General features: G+C 68.2%; 15 protein-coding genes and 1 pseudogene. 5 read left to right on the plus strand and 11 right to left on the minus strand.

The features are described from left to right. From G3N92_RS19245 to G3N92_RS19275, 7 genes and pseudogenes are all read right to left on the minus strand, one after another. A pseudogene (locus G3N92_RS19245) lies at window positions 1–378 on the minus strand (heme oxygenase); the annotation flags it as partial. 180 nt (window positions 379–558) lie between these two features. Further along, window positions 559–924 carry a response regulator gene (locus G3N92_RS19250; RefSeq protein WP_206129119.1) on the minus strand — a complete coding sequence of 122 codons (366 nt, stop codon included), beginning with the start codon at window positions 922–924 and terminating at the stop codon, window positions 559–561. Window positions 925–930: 6 nt separating this feature from the next. Further along, entirely contained in the window at window positions 931–2,472 is a 1,542-nt protein-coding gene (locus G3N92_RS19255; protein WP_206129120.1) for an ATPase domain-containing protein, read from the minus strand. Between the two features lie 209 nt (window positions 2,473–2,681). Further along, window positions 2,682–3,026, minus strand: a complete 345-nt coding sequence (locus G3N92_RS19260) for a hypothetical protein (protein ID WP_206129121.1) — start codon at window positions 3,024–3,026, stop codon at window positions 2,682–2,684. A gap of 88 nt (window positions 3,027–3,114) precedes the next feature. Further along, on the minus strand, window positions 3,115–3,624 hold the full coding sequence (locus tag G3N92_RS19265) for a hypothetical protein (RefSeq protein ID WP_206129122.1): 510 nt from the start codon (window positions 3,622–3,624) through the stop codon (window positions 3,115–3,117). 14 nt (window positions 3,625–3,638) lie between these two features. Beyond that, complete coding sequence (locus tag G3N92_RS19270; RefSeq protein WP_206129123.1) at window positions 3,639–4,001, minus strand: hypothetical protein; 363 nt, start codon at window positions 3,999–4,001, stop codon at window positions 3,639–3,641. A 107-nt stretch (window positions 4,002–4,108) separates the two neighbouring features. After that, window positions 4,109–4,423: a hypothetical protein gene (locus tag G3N92_RS19275; protein WP_206129124.1), complete on the minus strand. Its 315-nt coding sequence runs from the start codon at window positions 4,421–4,423 to the stop codon at window positions 4,109–4,111. A gap of 339 nt (window positions 4,424–4,762) precedes the next feature. On the opposite strand from G3N92_RS19275, the gene G3N92_RS19280 reads away from it, so the two are divergent. Together G3N92_RS19280 and G3N92_RS19285 are read left to right on the plus strand one after the other, a co-directional pair. After that, a complete protein-coding gene (locus G3N92_RS19280; RefSeq protein ID WP_206129125.1) occupies window positions 4,763–5,350 on the plus strand; it encodes a TetR/AcrR family transcriptional regulator in 588 nt (195 codons plus the stop codon). Window positions 5,351–5,461: 111 nt separating this feature from the next. After that, complete coding sequence (locus tag G3N92_RS19285) at window positions 5,462–6,166, plus strand: SDR family oxidoreductase (protein WP_206129126.1); 705 nt, start codon at window positions 5,462–5,464, stop codon at window positions 6,164–6,166. Window positions 6,167–6,267: 101 nt separating this feature from the next. On the opposite strand, the gene G3N92_RS19290 is transcribed toward G3N92_RS19285, so the two are convergent. After that, window positions 6,268–6,981, minus strand: coding sequence for a response regulator (locus G3N92_RS19290; protein ID WP_206129127.1), 714 nt, complete (start codon window positions 6,979–6,981; stop codon window positions 6,268–6,270). A gap of 261 nt (window positions 6,982–7,242) precedes the next feature. Here G3N92_RS19290 and G3N92_RS19295 point away from each other — a divergent pair, with 261 nt between their 5' ends. Continuing rightward, window positions 7,243–8,385, plus strand: a complete 1,143-nt coding sequence (locus tag G3N92_RS19295; RefSeq protein WP_206129128.1) for a porin — start codon at window positions 7,243–7,245, stop codon at window positions 8,383–8,385. A gap of 282 nt (window positions 8,386–8,667) precedes the next feature. On the opposite strand, the gene G3N92_RS19300 is transcribed toward G3N92_RS19295, so the two are convergent. Next, complete coding sequence (locus G3N92_RS19300) at window positions 8,668–10,233, minus strand: methyl-accepting chemotaxis protein (RefSeq protein ID WP_206129129.1); 1,566 nt, start codon at window positions 10,231–10,233, stop codon at window positions 8,668–8,670. A gap of 493 nt (window positions 10,234–10,726) precedes the next feature. Here G3N92_RS19300 and G3N92_RS19305 point away from each other — a divergent pair, with 493 nt between their 5' ends. Further along, on the plus strand, window positions 10,727–12,307 hold the full coding sequence (locus G3N92_RS19305; protein WP_206129130.1) for an isocitrate lyase: 1,581 nt from the start codon (window positions 10,727–10,729) through the stop codon (window positions 12,305–12,307). A 102-nt stretch (window positions 12,308–12,409) separates the two neighbouring features. Here the strand turns inward: G3N92_RS19305 and G3N92_RS19310 are convergent, their stop codons facing one another. Continuing rightward, complete coding sequence (locus tag G3N92_RS19310; RefSeq protein ID WP_206129131.1) at window positions 12,410–13,114, minus strand: hypothetical protein; 705 nt, start codon at window positions 13,112–13,114, stop codon at window positions 12,410–12,412. Between the two features lie 293 nt (window positions 13,115–13,407). Here G3N92_RS19310 and G3N92_RS19315 point away from each other — a divergent pair, with 293 nt between their 5' ends. After that, on the plus strand, window positions 13,408–14,772 hold the full coding sequence (locus tag G3N92_RS19315) for a phosphatidylserine/phosphatidylglycerophosphate/cardiolipin synthase family protein (RefSeq protein WP_241014896.1): 1,365 nt from the start codon (window positions 13,408–13,410) through the stop codon (window positions 14,770–14,772). A gap of 31 nt (window positions 14,773–14,803) precedes the next feature. On the opposite strand, the gene G3N92_RS19320 is transcribed toward G3N92_RS19315, so the two are convergent. Continuing rightward, a complete protein-coding gene (locus G3N92_RS19320) occupies window positions 14,804–16,141 on the minus strand; it encodes a reverse transcriptase family protein (protein WP_206129132.1) in 1,338 nt (445 codons plus the stop codon). Window positions 16,142–17,016 lie beyond the last annotated feature (875 nt).

A 17,016-nucleotide genomic window follows, 5' to 3' on the forward strand; every position in this document is an offset into this window, starting at 1 on the left:
CGGCACGGCGTCGTGCGGCGCCACGGCCAGATCGGCATCGATCAAGGCGAGGCGGCTGACGGGCGGCAACGCGGCCGCATGCGACTGCGCGGCGGGGCCGTCGCCGCACGCGGCGAGCCACGGTTCGAGCGGCGCGAGCCACGCGCGCAGTACGCGCAGATGCGCGAGGTAATCGCGCAGATCGGCCGATTGCGCCGACAGCGGCATCAGATGGTGAAGGTGTTCGTGCTGCTCGCCGGTGGCGGCGCGCAGGCTGGCCAGCACGGCCGGAATCGCCGGATGGGCGGAATCGGAAGCGGCGGGCGCTGCCGCGCGCCCGGCCATGGCGGGGGACGGCGATGCGGAAGCGGCATCGGCCAGTCTGGGGTCGTCCGGCATGGGAATCGGTTCCTCGGTTGGACTCCGCCGCGAGCGGCATGAAAAGCGGCGGATGGATCGGGCAGCGCACCGGTTACGGTACGGCGCCGGCGATAGCGCGACTATCTCACGGTCGCGCCATCGGCGCACGTTTTATTCATCTGCAAGCCAACAATCGGCGGGCTCGGCGAATCGGCGGGCTCAGCCGGCCGCATCCTCGCCGAGACGCCGCCGGATCATCGCGTGCAGCGTGTCGAACGACAGCGGCTTGCGCGCGTAATCGATCGCCGGATTGTGCGCCAGCGGGAATTCGAGCGCCGCGCTGCAGAAGATCACCGGGATCGCCTGCCAGCGCGCATCGGCCGCCAGCGCCGCGCACAATTCGACGCCCGACATCACCGGCATCATGTAATCGGTAACGATCAGATCCGGCAGGGTTTCCCGGATGCGGTCGAGCGCGATCGCACCGTTCGACGCCGTGACGACCGCGTAGCCACACTGCTCCAGCAGCAGACGCCACACGGTCAGCATGTCGAACTCGTCGTCCACGACCAGGATGGTTTTCATCTCCGGCTAGCCATCCGTCATCGGCCGGTGCAGCATGGTCGTCAGCCCCTGCGACGACAGCAGGCCCGATGCGCCGATCGCGTTCGGGGTGACGTCGAGGCCCTCGCCGGTAATGATCAGCTCGCGCAGCGAGGTGTCGTGGGCGCTCTCGCGCTGCTTGACCACCGACACCATGCGCCGCAGGCGGCCGTCGGCCTCCACGTAGCGCAGCAGGATCAGGTTCTCGGTCAGCGCCGACAGCCGCATGCCCTTGCCGTGCGCCGGATCCGCGTAGAGCGGCAGTTCCTCGGTCAGCAGCGTGGTGATGCCCGAATCGCGCAGCGCGTGCGTGAACGCGTTCAGGAACAGCCCGAAACGCGCGGGCCGCAGCGCCGAATCGCGGAAGCCTTCCATGCCGTCGATCACGAGCCGATGCGCGCCCGAGCGGCGGATCAGGTCGAGCGTGGTGGCGGCCAGTTCGTCCACTTCGAGTTCGACGGCGGGCTGCCATTGCATGATCAGCCGCCCGTCGGCGAAGCCCTCGCGCAGGCGGATGCCCACGGTTTCGGCCTTGCCGACCAGCCGCTGCGGCGATTCGTAGAAGCCCAGATACACCACCTTCTCGCCGCGCTCGACGCCGGCCTGCAGGAACTGCAGCGCGAGCAGCGTCTTGCCGACGCCGGCCGGGCCGATCAGCGTGGTGGTCGAGCCGCGCACGAAGCCGCCGCCGAGCAGATGATCGAGATGCGGCAGGCCGGTGCCCAGGCGCTGGCGCAGGTCGCTTTCGTCCTCGAGGTTCGCGTAGCGCGCCTCGAGGCGCGGATACATCGCATGGCCGCGGCCGGTGATGCGGAAGAAATGCTTGCCGAGCATGTGATTGCGCGCGCGCATCTTGTGGACTTCGATCTCGCGCGCGCGGCGCATGCCGTCGCTGTAGCGGTTCAGCTCGATCAGGCCGTCCACCAGCGTGTGTTCCGGGTGCGGCTCGTTGCCCGATAGCGGCGCGAGCAGCAGCGTGGTGCAGCCCATCGCCGCCACCAGCGCGTTGAGCTCGTGGATGAACTTCGACAGCGACAGCTCGGTTTCGCTGAATTCGCGCGCGCTGCGGAAGCCGTCGATGATCAACAGGCCCGGGCGGTAATTCGCGAGGCTCGCGGCGATCAGCTTCAGGAAACCGTCGAGGCCGTCCTTCATCAGCTCGTGGTAGCCCGACACGAACATCATCTGCTGGGCGACGGCGGCCGAATCGAAGAATTCGAGCCCGCTCAGGTGGCCGAGCAGCTTGTCGTGCGATTCGGCGATCAGCGTCATGTAGAGCACGCGCTCGCCGCGCTTGACGCGGTGGAAACCGATCTGGCTCGACAGGATGGTCTTGCCCGCGCCGGCCATGCCTTCGATCAGGTAAAGGCCGCCACGCACAAAACCGCCGCCGAGGATCTCGTCGAGACCCGGCACCCCCGTATCCACGTTCTCGGGCAACACCGCATCGCGCGGCGCGAACGCCCCGGACGGCGTGCTCGATTGCGGGTCGGGCGCCGGATGTTGCGGCGCGGATTCGTCCTGGATCATGTTCAGTCGTTCAGATGTCGAAGGCAGTCCCGGTGAACCCGGGCACAGGCGCGCCCGATGGTCGCAGCGGCGTTTGAGTCCCGCGATTCTAACGTGCGCAGCGCGCGCCGCCGGTCTTTATCTTGCGCAGCAAATACCGCGCCCGGCGGCGGGTTATCCGCGCGGCGCGCGGATTCCCGGACACGCGAGTGCGCGGCGGCGATCCGTGCTCACGCGGCCAGCACGGCCGCCACGGGGCGATGGCTGACCATCTTGGTCCACACCGGCGACGGCATCGCGTCGATCACGGTGGTGGCCAGCACGCGCGCGGCGTCGATCGTCGGTTCGAGCACGCGGCGCAGGCTGCGGCCGGTTTCGACGTCGGACACGGTGTAGCGCGGATGGCCATCGGGCGCGAACAGCGGCGAGCGGTGCACGGCCCAGATGCGGCCGCGGCACTCGAACGGCGTGCCCACCGTCTCCAGCCAGCCGCCGTTCAGGGCGAGATGGAACACCACGCCGTCGATACGGCGCGGGGCCTCCGGTCGCGGATACAGCATCGGTTTTGCGGTCATGCGGGAACCTTGATTCGTCGAACTCGAGTGTCTCGTGCGCCGCCCGGCGGCGCGATTTTTTTCAATGCGATGGCGGCACCCGGGCCGCTTACGCGTGCGCCGCCGGAATCGGCGAGCGGCCGGTGAACACGTAGTGATGCAGCTCGGCCTGCGCGTCGAGATAGCGTTGCGTCGGCAGCGTGGCGAGCCGCGCGTCGAACGCCGTCATCAGCCGCTCCAGTTCGCGGCGCTCGTCGTCGTGCAGCAGATCGGCCGCGCCGTCGCTCAGGCGCACGTAGCACTGCTCGATCGCACGCTCGGCGCGGCGGTACGGCGCGGCTTCGTCGCCGATGTCGCGCGGGTCGCAAGCGCCGCCGCCCTCGCCCATCGCAACGGCTTCGGCGGCCTCGGCCGCCTGCAACGCGGCGAGCGCGGCAGCAGCCGGCGAGCGCAGCAGATAGGCGATCTGCACCGTGCTCAGCAGCAGCGCCAGTTGCTCCGGCGCGGCCTGCGCGCCGCGCAGCGACGCCAGCGCGATGTGATGGCGCAGGCGCACGCGGCGCAGATAGTCGGCCGGCAGCGGCAGCAGTTGCGAGCGGTTCAGCGGGCGTCGCTTCATGGCGGATCCCATGATCAGGCCGCGCGCAGGCCCGGCGCGGCGGCCAGCGGCGCCACCGCCAGCGACGCGATCCGTTCGGCGAGCGCGATCACGTCGTTGGCCGCACCGGTTTCGAACGGCGTCAAGCGCAGCTTGCCGGCCTGCAGCTCGCGGATCGGCACCAGCCCGTGCACGTTCACGTAGGCGGCCACCACCGCCCACATCTCGCTGTCCACCCAGGCGCTGGCCGGCAGGTTCAGGCCGATCCGGCCCGCCGCCACCAGCGCGCGGTAATCGCGATCCTCGCGCCGCGGCGCGACCGACAGCGGCAGATTCAATTCGAAGCCGGCGCGCGCAAGCGCCGAGAGGACATCGTGTGCGGACTGCGTGGCGATCATCGGGAATCCTGTGGATGAGGCAGAGGCATGGGGCGCGGCGCGGATGCGCCGAAACGTTCGGGAGGCGGCACGCGGGCGCGAAGCCCGCCGTGCCGCCGCGGGTCCGCTCAGGCCGGCGGCCGCACGGTCAGGAAGCACCAGCCGAAATAGCAGCCGGTGGTCGCGCCCGTCACCAGCAGCGTGGCCAGCGTCCACGACACCACCGAGGTGGCGAACCAGGCTTCGTAGGCGCCCCACGCCGACAGCACATACAGCAGCGCCGCGTAGATCACCGCCCGCATCAGGCGGAACACCGTCTGGGTGCGACGCAGCGCGCCTTCGAGCGGGCTGCGCACGGCAACCCGGAGGGCATCCCACATCGACCAGCACACCATCGCGAACAGTGCGACGGCAACCAACCGCACTAACAGAGCTTCGTTCATTGGTCTCTTCCTTTTTGTAAAAGTTACATCTCGACTCGGCGCCTTGGTAATTCGGCATGCCGCCTGGTTACGGCCAAACGCCCGGCCCACTTGGCGCTGCGGGCGATTGGAGCTCAAAGGGCGATACATAAGGGCAAGAAGCGGGCCAGCTTGAAACGTTCGGTAACAAAAATGGGAAAACGGCCCCCATGCCGGACGCCCGCGCGTGTTGACGCCAGGCAGAAACCGGCCCGCCAAGCCGTCGCGCCCGCTCGTTCGGCCCCCTCAAAAACCGCTTGCACGGCCACGATCCATCTCATATGATGCACGTCATATTATGATCATCATATGAAGCTGCCGATGAAACCGACCGCCGCCCAATCCCGCAAGGAAGCCACCCGCGAACGCATCCTCGATGTCGGCAGCCGCGCCGTGCGGCGCGCCGGGTTTCATGGCGTGGGCATCGCCGACGTGATGAAGGAAGCCGGCCTCACGCACGGCGGCTTCTATGCGCACTTCGCGTCGCGCGACGCGCTGCTGTGCGCCGCGATCGATCAGGCGGCCTGCGACAGCATCGCCGCGATGGAAGCGCAGGCGGCCCGGCTGGTGGCGGCGGGCGTCGCCCCGTTCCGCGCGATGATCGAAACCTACCTGTACGAGGGCGTGATCGCCGACCGCGAGCAAGGCTGCGCGGTGGCGGCGCTGTCCTCGGAGATGCCGATCCAGTCCGAGGCGGTGGTCGGCGCGTCGCGGCAGGTCGTGCAGCACCTCCACCGCCACGTGCAGCGGGCGCTGCCGGACGGCCTCGCGGCCGACGCCGCCTGGGCCATCGTCAGCACCCTGCTCGGCGCGCTGCAACTGGCCCGCACGCTAGGCGACAACGACGCCGGCCGCGCCGTGCTGGCCGCCGCGAAGCGCGAACTGCTGCAGCGCTACGCCCCCGCCTGATTCCGTTTTCCGCGCCGGCCGACGACGATCACGGCCGGCGCCCGGGTTCGCCCAAAAATATGATGATCGTCATATCAATGTAGACGCGCTCGGCGCGAAAGGATGCTTCCCATGAAACTCGAAGGTGCGGTGGTTTTCATCACGGGCGCGAATCGCGGCCTGGGCCTCGAACTCGCGAAACAAGCGCTCGCACGCGGCGCGAAGAAGGTCTACGCGGCGGCGCGCGACCCGTCGACGGTGACGCTGCCCGGCGTGACGCCGGTGCGGCTCGACGTGACGGACGCCGCGCAGGCCGAGGCGGCCGCGCGCGATTGCGGCGACGTCACGGTGCTGATCAACAACGCGGGGATCGGCCGGCTCGGCAGCCTGCTGTCGGACGAAGGCCCGGCCGTGCTGCACGCGCAACTGGACACCAACCTGATCGGCATGCTGAACGTGACGCGCGCGTTCGCCGGCATCCTCGGGCGCAACGGCGGCGGCGCGCTGCTGAACATGCTGTCGATCCTGAGCTGGGCGAACACGCCGATGATCGCGGGCTACGGCGTCAGCAAGGCGGCCGCGTGGGCGCTGACCAACGGCCTGCGCCACGAGCTGCGCGCGCAGGGCACGCTGGTGACGGGCTTCCATGCCGGCTACATCGACACCGACATGATCCGCGCGTTCGACGTGCCGAAGGCGCGCCCCGAGGACGTGATCCGCCTGGCGCTCGACGCGGTGGAAGCCGGCGAGGAGGAAGTGCTGGTGGACGAGCCGACGCGGCAGGTCAAGGCCGCGCTGTCCGGCGGGGTCTACCTGAAGGACGTGCTGGCCGGCTGAGGCAGGGCGATAGCGGCGGCGGGCGAAACGATCTGCCCGCCGCGCGTTGACGTTTTCTTCACACCGGCCGCGCCATCATGGCGTGGGACGCTTGAAAGGCGTCACGCCTCGTGGCCCACCTCGGCCACCAGCATGTAGCCCTCGTTGCGCACGGTGCGGATCAGCGTGGCCTTGCGGGCGTCGTCGTTGAGGGTTTGGCGCAGCCGGCTCACGCATACGTCGATCGAGCGGTCGAGCGGCGTGAGGCCCTTGTCGAACACGCGGTCGAGCAGGAATTCGCGCGACAGCGGCCGGTTCGGATGGTCGAGCAGCGTGCGCAGCGTGCGGTAGTCGGAGCCGCCCAGCGACACCACCAGGCCGTCCGGTGCGAGCAGTTGCTTCATGCGCGTGTCGAGCCGCCAGCCGGCGAAGCGGATCCAGGCGCTGGCGTCGGACGTGCGCTCGCCGGGCATGGCCCGCGTGCGGCGCAGCACCACCTTGATCTTCGCCACCAGCTCGCGCGGATCGAACGGCTTGGGCAGGTAGTCGTCGGCGCCCATCTCGAGGCCGAGAATCCGGTCGAGCAGGCCGCCGCGCGCGGACAGAATGATGATCGGCACGCCTTGCTCGCGGCGCAGGTCGCGCGTGATGTCGAGGCCGTCCTCGCCGTCGAGCATCAGGTCGAGCACGATCAGATCGATGGCGGCGCGCCGCAGGATCTGCTTCATCTGCGCACCGTCGCTGGCCACCTGCACCTGGTAGCCCATGTCGCGCAGGTAATCCTGCAGCAGTTGCCGGATATGGGGGTCGTCGTCGACGACCAGGATCTGATCCATCGTCATGTCTGGGGAAAGCGCGAGGGTCGCGCCAACGCAATCCATTACAAAAAGGCCTGGCGCCAACACATCGCCATTACAAGCGGCCCTTAGAGTCTCGCGCTGTAAATAGAAATCGTTCGTGTTTCGGAATATAGCACGCCGTTTTGGCCGGTTTCGCTGCCCGCAGCGTCCGCCGGCCGGGCCATTCCGCGACACCGGACTTTGCCGCGCCGCCACCGGCGCCCGACCCTCGCTGTTCCTTTCCGACGACAGACATCCATGAAGCAGACGACCCTCGCCGTCGCCGCCTGTGCGGCCCTGACCACCTGCGCGGCGCATGCCCAGAGCAGCGTATCGCTGTACGGCATCATCGACGCCGGGCTCGTATATACGAGCAACGCCGGCGGCAACAAGCAGTTCCAGGCGGCCAGCGGCTCGGTGACGGGCAGCCACTGGGGCTTCGCCGGGCGCGAGGATCTGGGCGGCGGCACCGCGGCGGTGTTCACGCTCGAGAACGGCTTCAGCGTGATGAACGGCTCGCTGCGCCAGGGCGGGCGGCTGTTCGGCTTCCAGTCGTGGGCGGGCCTCGCGAACCGCGATCTCGGCACGCTGACGTTCGGCCGCCAGTACGACGCGCTGGTCGACTATCTCGCGCCGCTGAGCTTCACGGGCCATCACCCGGGCGGCAACAACCTGTCGGCGCACCCGTACGACAACGACAACCTGAACAACTCGTTCCGCGTGAACAACGCCGTCAAGTACGCCAGCCCCGATTTCCACGGCCTGACGTTCGGCACGCTCTACGCGTTCTCGAACGAGGCCGGCGGCTTCAGCGACAACCGCGTCTACAGCGCGGGCGCATCGTATCGCACCGGCCCGCTGACGGTGGCGGCCGGCTACATCCAGGCCAACAACGGCGGCAGCGCGAACACCAACGGCGCGATCACGCTGAGCGAACGCACCTTCGTGGCGGCGCTGCAGCGCACCTACGGCGCGGGCGTCAACTACCGGCTGGGCCAGGCGCTGCTCGGCTTCGTCTGGACCCGTACGCAACTGGGCGGCCTCGCCACCATCAACGGCGCGAACGGCCTGGGCCTCGCGCAGAACGGCCAGGGCGCGAGCTTCAGCAACTACGAGGTCAATGCGCGCTACCTGCTGACGCCCGCGTTCAACCTGAACGGCGAGTACACCTACACGCAGGGCGCGATCTCGAACGCGACGGGCGGCCATCGTCCGCACTGGCACGAGGTGTCGGTACAGGCCGATTACCTGCTGTCGAAGACGACCGATCTCTACGCGCAGGTCAGCTACGAGCGCATCGCGCCGGACGGCTCGGGGCTCGGCGCCGACGTCAGCGGGCAGACGCCGTCCGCCACCAATCAGCAGACGGTGGTCGGGATCGGCATGCGCCACAAGTTCTGAGGGAAGCGGCGCGCGGCCGAGTCAGGCCGAGTCTGGCTGCGGCGGACGGCGTTGGGGCGCGTCGGGGCACGTCGGGGCCACGTCAGACCACGTCGCACCGCATTGAGCCGCCGAACCACGTCGCACCGCATCGAGCCGCCGGGACCACATCACACCGCATCGAGCTGCGCCGGACCACGTCGCACCGCACCACATCGAGCCACGCCAGACCGCGTCGAGCCGCATCGAGCCGCGCCGCCTTCGCGCTCCGATCGACGCCGCCCCAGCCGGAACGCTGCCGCCTCAGGCCACCCCGCCTTCGGCCACGCGGAACCACGACACGGCCGCGTGCAGGCTTTCGCTCTGCCGCTCGAGCGAAGCCGAGGTGGCCGACGCCGTTTCCACCAGCGCCGCGTTGTGGGCGGTGCTGGCCTCCATCTGCACCACCGACGCGTTGACCAGCTCGATGCCCGACGACTGCTCGCGCGACGCCAGGCTGATGTCCGCCATGATCGCGTTGACGCTGCGCACCGCCTGCAGGATCTCGTCCATGGTCGCGCCGGCGCGCATCACCAGCGCGCTGCCCTCGCCCACATTGGTGGTGGACGCCGCGATCAGTTCCTTGATCTCCTTGGCCGCCGCCGCCGAGCGCTGCGCGAGCTGGCGCACCTCGCTCGCCACCACCGCGAAGCCGCGCCCCTGATCGCCCGCGCGCGCCGCTTCCACCGCCGCGTTCAGCGCCAGGATATTGGTCTGGAATGCGATCGATTCGATCACGCCGACGATGCCGACGATGCGCGTCGAGCTGTCCGAGATCGAATCCATGGTGCGAATCACCTGCCTGACCACCTCGCCGCCGCGCGACGCGATGTCGGACGCGCGCGTCGCCAGTTCGCTTGCGTCGTGGGCGTTGTCGGCGTTCTGGCGCACCGTCGCCGTCAGTTGCTCCATGCTGGCCGCCGCCTGCTGCAGCGACGAGGCCTGCTCGCCCGCGCGCGACGACAGATCGCGGTTGCCGCCCGCGATGTCGCGCGCGTCGAGCCGGATCGCATCGGTGCCCGCGCGCACCTCGCTGACCACGCCCGCCACACGCTGCCGCATCTCGTTGAGCGCGCCGAGCAGGCGATCCATCTCGTTGCCGCGACCGGTGTCGATGCGCCCCGTCAGGTCGCCCGCCGCGATCTTCGCGAAATGCGCGACCGCCGCATCGATCGGCCGCACGATCGCGCGCGTCAGCCCGCGATGCGCGACGAAACCCGCCACCAGCGCCACCACCCCGGCGATGCCGAACGCCGTCAGCGCCATGCCGAAGCGGCGCGCCGCCTGCTCGTAGCGCGCGCGCTGGCGCTCGACCTGCAGCGCCTCCAGCGCCGTCAGCGCCTGCTGGTATTCGTCGAACCACGCCGCCGGCATGTCGCGCTGGGTGCCGAGAAAGTCGACCAGGTTGTCGCTGTCGAGCTGCTTGAGGCCCTTCTCGAACGCCTGCGACAGCAGCCGCTCGCGCTTCGCGAGCAGCGCGTCGAGCAGCGCCTTTTCGGCCGCGTCGGGCTGGTGCAGCGCGCGGTAGGCGGCCAGCTCGCGGTTGCTTTCGTCGAGCAGCGCATGCAGGCGGCGGATCTCGTCGGCCGCCGGCTTGCCCGCGCTGATGATCTGTTCGACGTTGCCGAGGCCGACACGCATCATCAGCATCCGCTCCGAGCTGGTCTTCAGGTGCACCACCGAGGCGGTGTCGTCGCGGTACATCGCGTCGAGCGCGCCGTTGCTCTTGACGAGCGCGAACGCCGCCGCCGCGATCACCAGCATCAGGAGCGCCGTGCAGCCGGCAATCGTGGCGGCGAGCCCGCCGCGGATCGTGAGGGTTCGAAACATGGTCGGCCAGGAAAGGCGCAGGCGCGGCGTGGCACGCACCGCCTGCGAACAGCGGGAAACGACGGCCCGGGCATCGCGCGCGGGAGCCGGCACGCGAATGCCGCATGCCTCATTGCGTGCTAACGGAAGCGGGGATTTTTGACTTTTGCGGGGATGCGACGGGGATTGGTGGAATTGCGACGAGGGCGGGTGCGGTTGGCGCCACGGTTCCGGGAGGGATCCGCGCAACCGAGGACGGGCATCCACTCCAACAGCCGAAAGCCCATTTCACTTTGCGGAATTCGCGCCGATTTTTTTCCAGCGCGTCGTTCTGCCTCCTGAGAACCGGTTTTGCATCGCAAAAAGCAAAACGCAACCCATTGAAAAATAACGATTAATTTTGTCTTATGTCTTATATAAGAGTAGATACTGCAGTGCGGCAAGCGGCGCTAGTATTAAGTCATGCAGTTCACGGACTACCCGGTTACCCACGCTTCCCTCTCAGGAGATACTCATGGCCCAATATCAAGACGACATCCAGGCAATCGCCGGATTGAAAGAGCAGCAAGGCAGCGCCTGGAACGCGATCAGCCCGGAATACGCGGCCCGCATGCGCGCGCAGAACAAGTTCAAGACCGGCCTCGACATCGCCCGCTACACGGCGAAGATCATGCGCGCCGACATGGCCGCCTACGATGCCGATCCGGCGAAATACACGCAGTCGCTCGGTTGCTGGCACGGCTTCATCGGCCAGCAGAAGATGATCTCCATCAAGAAGCACTTCAACAGCACCGAGCGTCGCTACCTGTACCTGTCGGGCTGGATGGTGGCCGCGCTGCGCTCCGAGTTCGGCCCGCTGCCCGACCAGTCGATGCACGAGAAAACCGCCGTCAGCGCGCTGATCCGCGAGCTGTACACGTTCCTGCGCCAGGCCGACGCCCGTGAACTGGGCGGCCTGTTCCGCCAACTGGACGCCGCCCAGGGCGCGGAGAAGGACGCCATCCAGGCGAAGATCGACAACCACGTCACGCACATCGTGCCGATCATCGCCGACATCGACGCGGGCTTCGGCAACGCGGAAGCCACCTACCTGCTGGCCAAGCAGTTCATCGAAGCGGGCGCGTGCTGCATCCAGATCGAAAACCAGGTGTCCGACGAAAAGCAGTGCGGCCACCAGGACGGCAAGGTCACCGTGCCGCACGAGGATTTCCTCGCGAAGATCCGCGCGATCCGCTACGCCTTCCTCGAACTGGGCGTGGACGACGGCATCATCGTGGCGCGTACCGATTCGCTGGGCGCGGGCCTGACCAAGCAGATCGCCGTGACCAACGCGCCGGGCGACCTGGGCGACCAGTACAACGCGTTCCTCGATTGCGAGGAACTCTCGGCCGACGCGCTCGGCAACGGCGACGTCGTCATCAAGCGCGACGGCAAGCTGCTGCGCCCCAAGCGCCTGCCGAGCAACCTGTTCCAGTTCCGCGCCGGCACGGGCGAAGCGCGCTGCGTGCTGGATTGCGTCACCGCGCTGCAAAACGGCGCCGACCTGCTGTGGATCGAAACCGAAAAGCCGCATATCGCGCAGATCGGCGGCATGGTCAGCGAGATTCGCAAGGTCATCCCGAACGCCAAGCTGGTGTACAACAACAGCCCATCGTTCAACTGGACGCTGAACTTCCGTCAGCAGACCTACGACGCGATGAAGGCGGCGGGCAAGGACGTCTCGTCCTACGATCGCGCGCAACTGATGAGCGTGGAATACGACGAGAGCGAACTGGCGCAGGCCGCGGACGAAAAGATCCGCACGTTCCAGGCCGATGCCTCGCGCGAAGCCGGGATTTTCCACCACCTCATCACGCTGCCGACGTACCACACGGCTGCGCTCTCGACCGACAACCTCGCGAAGGAATACTTCGGCGACCAAGGCATGCTGGGTTACGTGGCGGGCGTGCAGCGCAAGGAAATCCGTCAGGGCATCGCGTGCGTCAAGCACCAGAACATGTCCGGCTCGGATATCGGCGACGATCACAAGGAATACTTCAGCGGCGAAGCGGCCCTGAAGGCGGCGGGCAAGGACAACACGATGAATCAGTTCTGATTTGCACTGCCCCGCGTGCAAAACGCCAACCCGGCCGGGTTGGCGTTTTTATTTGTCGGGTGGAATCGTTGTTGAAGCAGCCGGCCGACGTCGGTATCCGAATCAGCCGGCCCGCTGCCAGCGCCCCGATTCCGCGCACAAGGCGGCCGGTGCGCCGTCCAACCAGACTTGCTCCTCATCCAGTTGCCGCGCGGTCGATGGATCGACATCGAAGACGACCTCGAGCGCCTGCCCGACATGGGCATCTTCGATCGGCAGCTCCCAGGTCAGGAATATCTGAACGCAATCCCGATCGGGCGCGAAGTCGTCCGCATGAAAACCGCTGCTGCCGCGCCGAATGACGCCATGAGGCTGACCGGTATCGAATATCACGGCCGTTCCCCGAACCAGGGGAATGCGCCGCCCCGTGGAAGGAAAATGCAAGTCCAGCCCACGATCCTCGCTCAGGAACAGGTTGCAGAAGGCCGCGCCGCCATATTGCATGCCGTCGTGGTGGTACCGCGCGCCGCGACAGGCCATGAGGGCGATGTCGCTGGCGGCCAGCACGCCGGGCAGCCCTTGCGCGCCCGTCCAGTCGGACATGGCCTGCACGCAGCGCCGGTAGTCCGGCCAGCGCGCCTGCGTTCGCCCCAGCGGCATGACTTCCACGTCCCCGGCTTCCAGGACGAGCTGCGACGAGGTCTCCCGTTCCCAATCCGCCAGCACGCGCGCGGTGGGAACCGGCACGTCGACCGTGCCCGTTAGAACGATGTCGCTGATGCGTCGACTGCGGATCGCGTCGCCGCTCCAGAAATAAGACGTCAGCATGTCTCGCATTCGGTGCTGTTGAAAATCCGGGCCATTGTAACGATTCAGTCAGGTCACATCGGCGACAATCTGCCATTCCGGAACGCCTCGCGTTAGCGTGCGCCGATGTCTTTCCACGGCCCCTCTCGGGCTGGCCGTTCCATTCACGTTCTCGCAGCAACGGCGAGCCGCTTGACCGCACCCACGCGACACCACCGTCAAGGACGCAGGGCCCGAAACGCATCGCCCCCGTTCGCCACCCCATGATCACAACGAAAAAACTGGCGCTCGCTCTGGCATCCCTGGCATGCGCATTGGCTTTCGCGCAGCCCAGCCGCGCCCAATGCGTCGACTTCGTCGCCAGCCTGAAGGACGACCAGCTGATGCAGTCGCGGATCGCGCTGATCGACCATGCCACGCCCACCGAACAGATCCGCATCCTGGCCTACATCTTCGAAATCGATCAGACCGGCGGCGTGGTGCTGCGTCATCTGGTCGAGGCCGCGCGCCGGGGCGTGCCGGTCAAGCTGCTGATCGACGGCATCGGCCCCGAGCCGCACTTCCCGTTCGAGAACGAGCTCGTGGTCGCCCTGCACGAGGTGGCGCCGGGCATCGACCTCCGGATCTTCCATCCGCGATCGGATCTCGTCGAGCTTCCGCATCGCATGCACGACAAGCTGTTCCTGGTGGGCGACACGGCCGTGATCGGCAGCACGTCGATCTGGGACGAGAGCTTCCGCAACTGGCTCAGCGAGCGCGATCTGATGGTGTCGGGCGACGCCGGCCAGGAAGCGTCCTCGCTGCACGCCATGCACCGGCATTTCGCGCTGTTCTGGCATAGCCCGCAAGCGGTTCGCCCCGAGCCGGAAAAATTCCTCGAAGTCGACAGCCCCTATCGCACCTCGCGCGGGTATCTGACGCTGGACCCGGCGCGCATCCGTTACTGGCGCGAATGGCTGCTGGCGCCGCTCGACGCCGCAACCGGCGCGACGGACGCGCTCGCGCCCGATGCGCCTGCCGCCGCCGATCCCACCAGCGATCGCGGGGCGGATGCCGACCCCGCCTTGACGCCGATCGCCTGCGATCGCCTGCGCTATGTCCACGACTGGCCCGACAAGCGCTCGCCGGGCACGCTGCAGGACATGCTGCACGCGTTCGCCACGGCGCAGCACGAGATCCTGATCGTCAACCCCTACCTGCTGCTGGTGCCGGAACTGCGCGAAGCGCTGCAACGCAAGCAGCGCGAAGGCGTGCACGTGATCCTGGTGAGCGCCTCGCTGGCGAGCGTCACGCAGGAATTCCCCGCCGTCGGGCGCGCCTATGCCGACGATCTGCCGGGCCTGGTGAAGGCCGGGATCGACGTGCGCGAATATGCCGACCGGGAGAACCGCATGATGCACGCCAAGCTGATCCGCATCGACGGCCATCGCTACTACCTCGGCAGTTTCAATTTCGATTCGCTGTCGGCCCGCTTGAATACCGAAAACGGCCTGTGGATCGACGTCCCGAACGATGGGCTCGATCCGTTGCAGGACAGCGCCGCGTACTTTCTGCGCCACTCGAGCGCGGTCAGCGACGCCAGCGGCCACCTTCTGGCGGATCCCGACGCGCGCTGCCGCGCCGCCGGTTGCGGTGGCGCCTGGGAAGGGGTGGCGGTGCTGCTCCGGGGCCTGCTCTGAGCGCGGTGCGGGCCACCTTCACGGCGACGCGTCAGCCGCGCGTCCAATCGATCCGATCGAAAATCGCTTTCAGCTTGGCCCCGCGCGCGGCATTCAACATCGTGGCATGCGCCACGTGGCCGGCCAGCGAGGCGCGGAAATCGGCGCGGCCGTCGCGGTTCTGCGAGGCGGGGCCATGCCGCACGCAGTTGGTCAGCATGGCCTTCAGGAGATCGAAGCGTTCTCGCGACAGGTTCGGATGCCGGTTCACCACCACGCCGGCCAGTTGCTGGCGCATGTTGTTCCGCAGAACGCGCGTCTTCTGCGAGCGGACTGCAAACCCCTCCTCCCTGGCGATTCGCGCCACCCACAGCGGCCAGTCGCGGGCCACGCTTTTCAGCTTGTCGCCGCCCGAAAAGGCCAGATCGTCGGCATAGCGCGTATAGCTTGCGCCGAAGCCGCGCGCCAGCGCGGCCAGCCGCACGTCGAGCCGGAACGCGCACAGGTTGGCCAGCGCCGGCGAGGTGGCGGCCCCTTGCGGCAGATGCCGCGCGCGCAGCCGCTGCTGCGCATGCCAGTCGAATTTCCCCTTCAGGTCGCCCACGTCGAACAGCCGGCTCGGCACGCGGTGGGTGGCCAGCGCGCTGAGCGCCTGCGCGACGGCCACGGGATAGCCGAGCGTCCGGAACAGGCCGTGCACGCGCGCCTCGGTCACGGAGCCGAAGAAATCCTCGAAGTCGAGGCGAATCACGAGCGGTTGGCCGGCGTGCGGCGCGGCGAACGAGACGATGTTGCGGCCGCGCCGAAAACCATGCGCGGCCTCGTGCGGCGGCACCCGGTCGAGCAGCCCGTGCAGCAGCGTGTGCTGCGCCATGCGCAACAGCGGCTTGGGCTGCTCGATCAGCCGATGCCGGCCGTCCGGTTTTTCCCGGACGTGATACCGGTAGTGGTGGAGCGGCGAGGCAGCTTCGTGCGGCGCGACACGCCATCGCGTGGCAAGCCAGGCCAGATCCTCATCGGAGAGTTCGAGCCAGTCGGCCAGCGCGCGCAAGGTCGGCAGGCTCGGCAGATCGAGATGGACAAGACGCGGCGGCGGCAGTTGCTGCTCGGGCGCGCGGCGCACGATGCGCGCGATGGCGGGCAGGTCCCGCGCCGACCAGCCCGGCGGGAACGGCGCCGCGAGCGCGAACAGGCTGGCCAGCTCGTCCGGTTCGGTGTCGCGCCAGACGCGCGCGAAGCGTTCCACGGCGAGTTGCGCGAGCGCCTCCATCCAGCGTTCGTGCCGATTGCAGGCCAGCACCAGCCGCGCGGCGACGGCGGCCGGCTCGGGCTCGCCGGCCAGCATGGCTTCGCAGAGCAACGCGATGGTTTTCGGGGTACCGGGGCGCATGAGAGAGGGCGGAGCGATGAGTCAACGTGCCGGTCTGGCTGGAGCTGCCCTGCGCGAAGCGCAGCAAGGCTCCTGCGACGTATTGCCATGTGCGTTGCAACGACGGGGTAACCCCGTCGTTCGGGAAACGATCAAGCGTGCTCCCGAGGTCCGCTTGGCCCATCGCACCGCGTGAGCACATTAAGGGCTGCATCTCGCCGCTGTCAAGGCGGGGAACGGGCCGCGGCGTGTCCTGTCGGCGCCGCGGTTCGTCCACGCGATGCATCGCGCGCCGCCGCGATCTACCGTTGCCGCGCCGCCGCGCGCTTCGGCGATTTCCCTGCGATTCACGTCGGCTTCGGCGGCGAGAATCGCGTGGCTCGCGAGGCCGCCACGGCAGCAACGCGATGACGGCCACCTGACGCCACAGCCAGCGAGCACCACACCGCTCGCGCTCGATTCACCGCCCCCAGGCACGCCGCTTGCCCCGCCTCATCCAATCGATCGGATCTCGAAATATCTCTACACATATAGCGCCATGTCCCCCACGCCGATCTGGTTGTGGACGAAACGATTTCCGCCGCGATTGATGAGTTTTCCTTCACACCTCTTGCAACGAACAGCGGCTAGTGGCGGCTCGCGCGACGCGGTTTAATCGGCATGGCGCGCGCACTGCGACGCGCCGCCCCCCGATACCGCACCGACACCGGAAGCCCGCCGATGACCCTCGATCCGAAACCGCTCGCCCCCGAGGCCGGAGGCGGCAGCGGCGCCGCCGCCCACCCGTCCTGCTCCGCATCCTGCCCCGATCACGCCGCCTCGTGCGCGGCTTCCAGCGCCACCGCGCCCCGCCCCGCGCTGTCGCGCCGCCGCTTCCTGCAGGCGGGCGCCTCGGG

The organism is Burkholderia sp. Ac-20379 (genome assembly GCF_017104645.1).
In the GTDB taxonomy this organism is placed as follows: Bacteria; Pseudomonadota; Gammaproteobacteria; order Burkholderiales; family Burkholderiaceae; genus Burkholderia.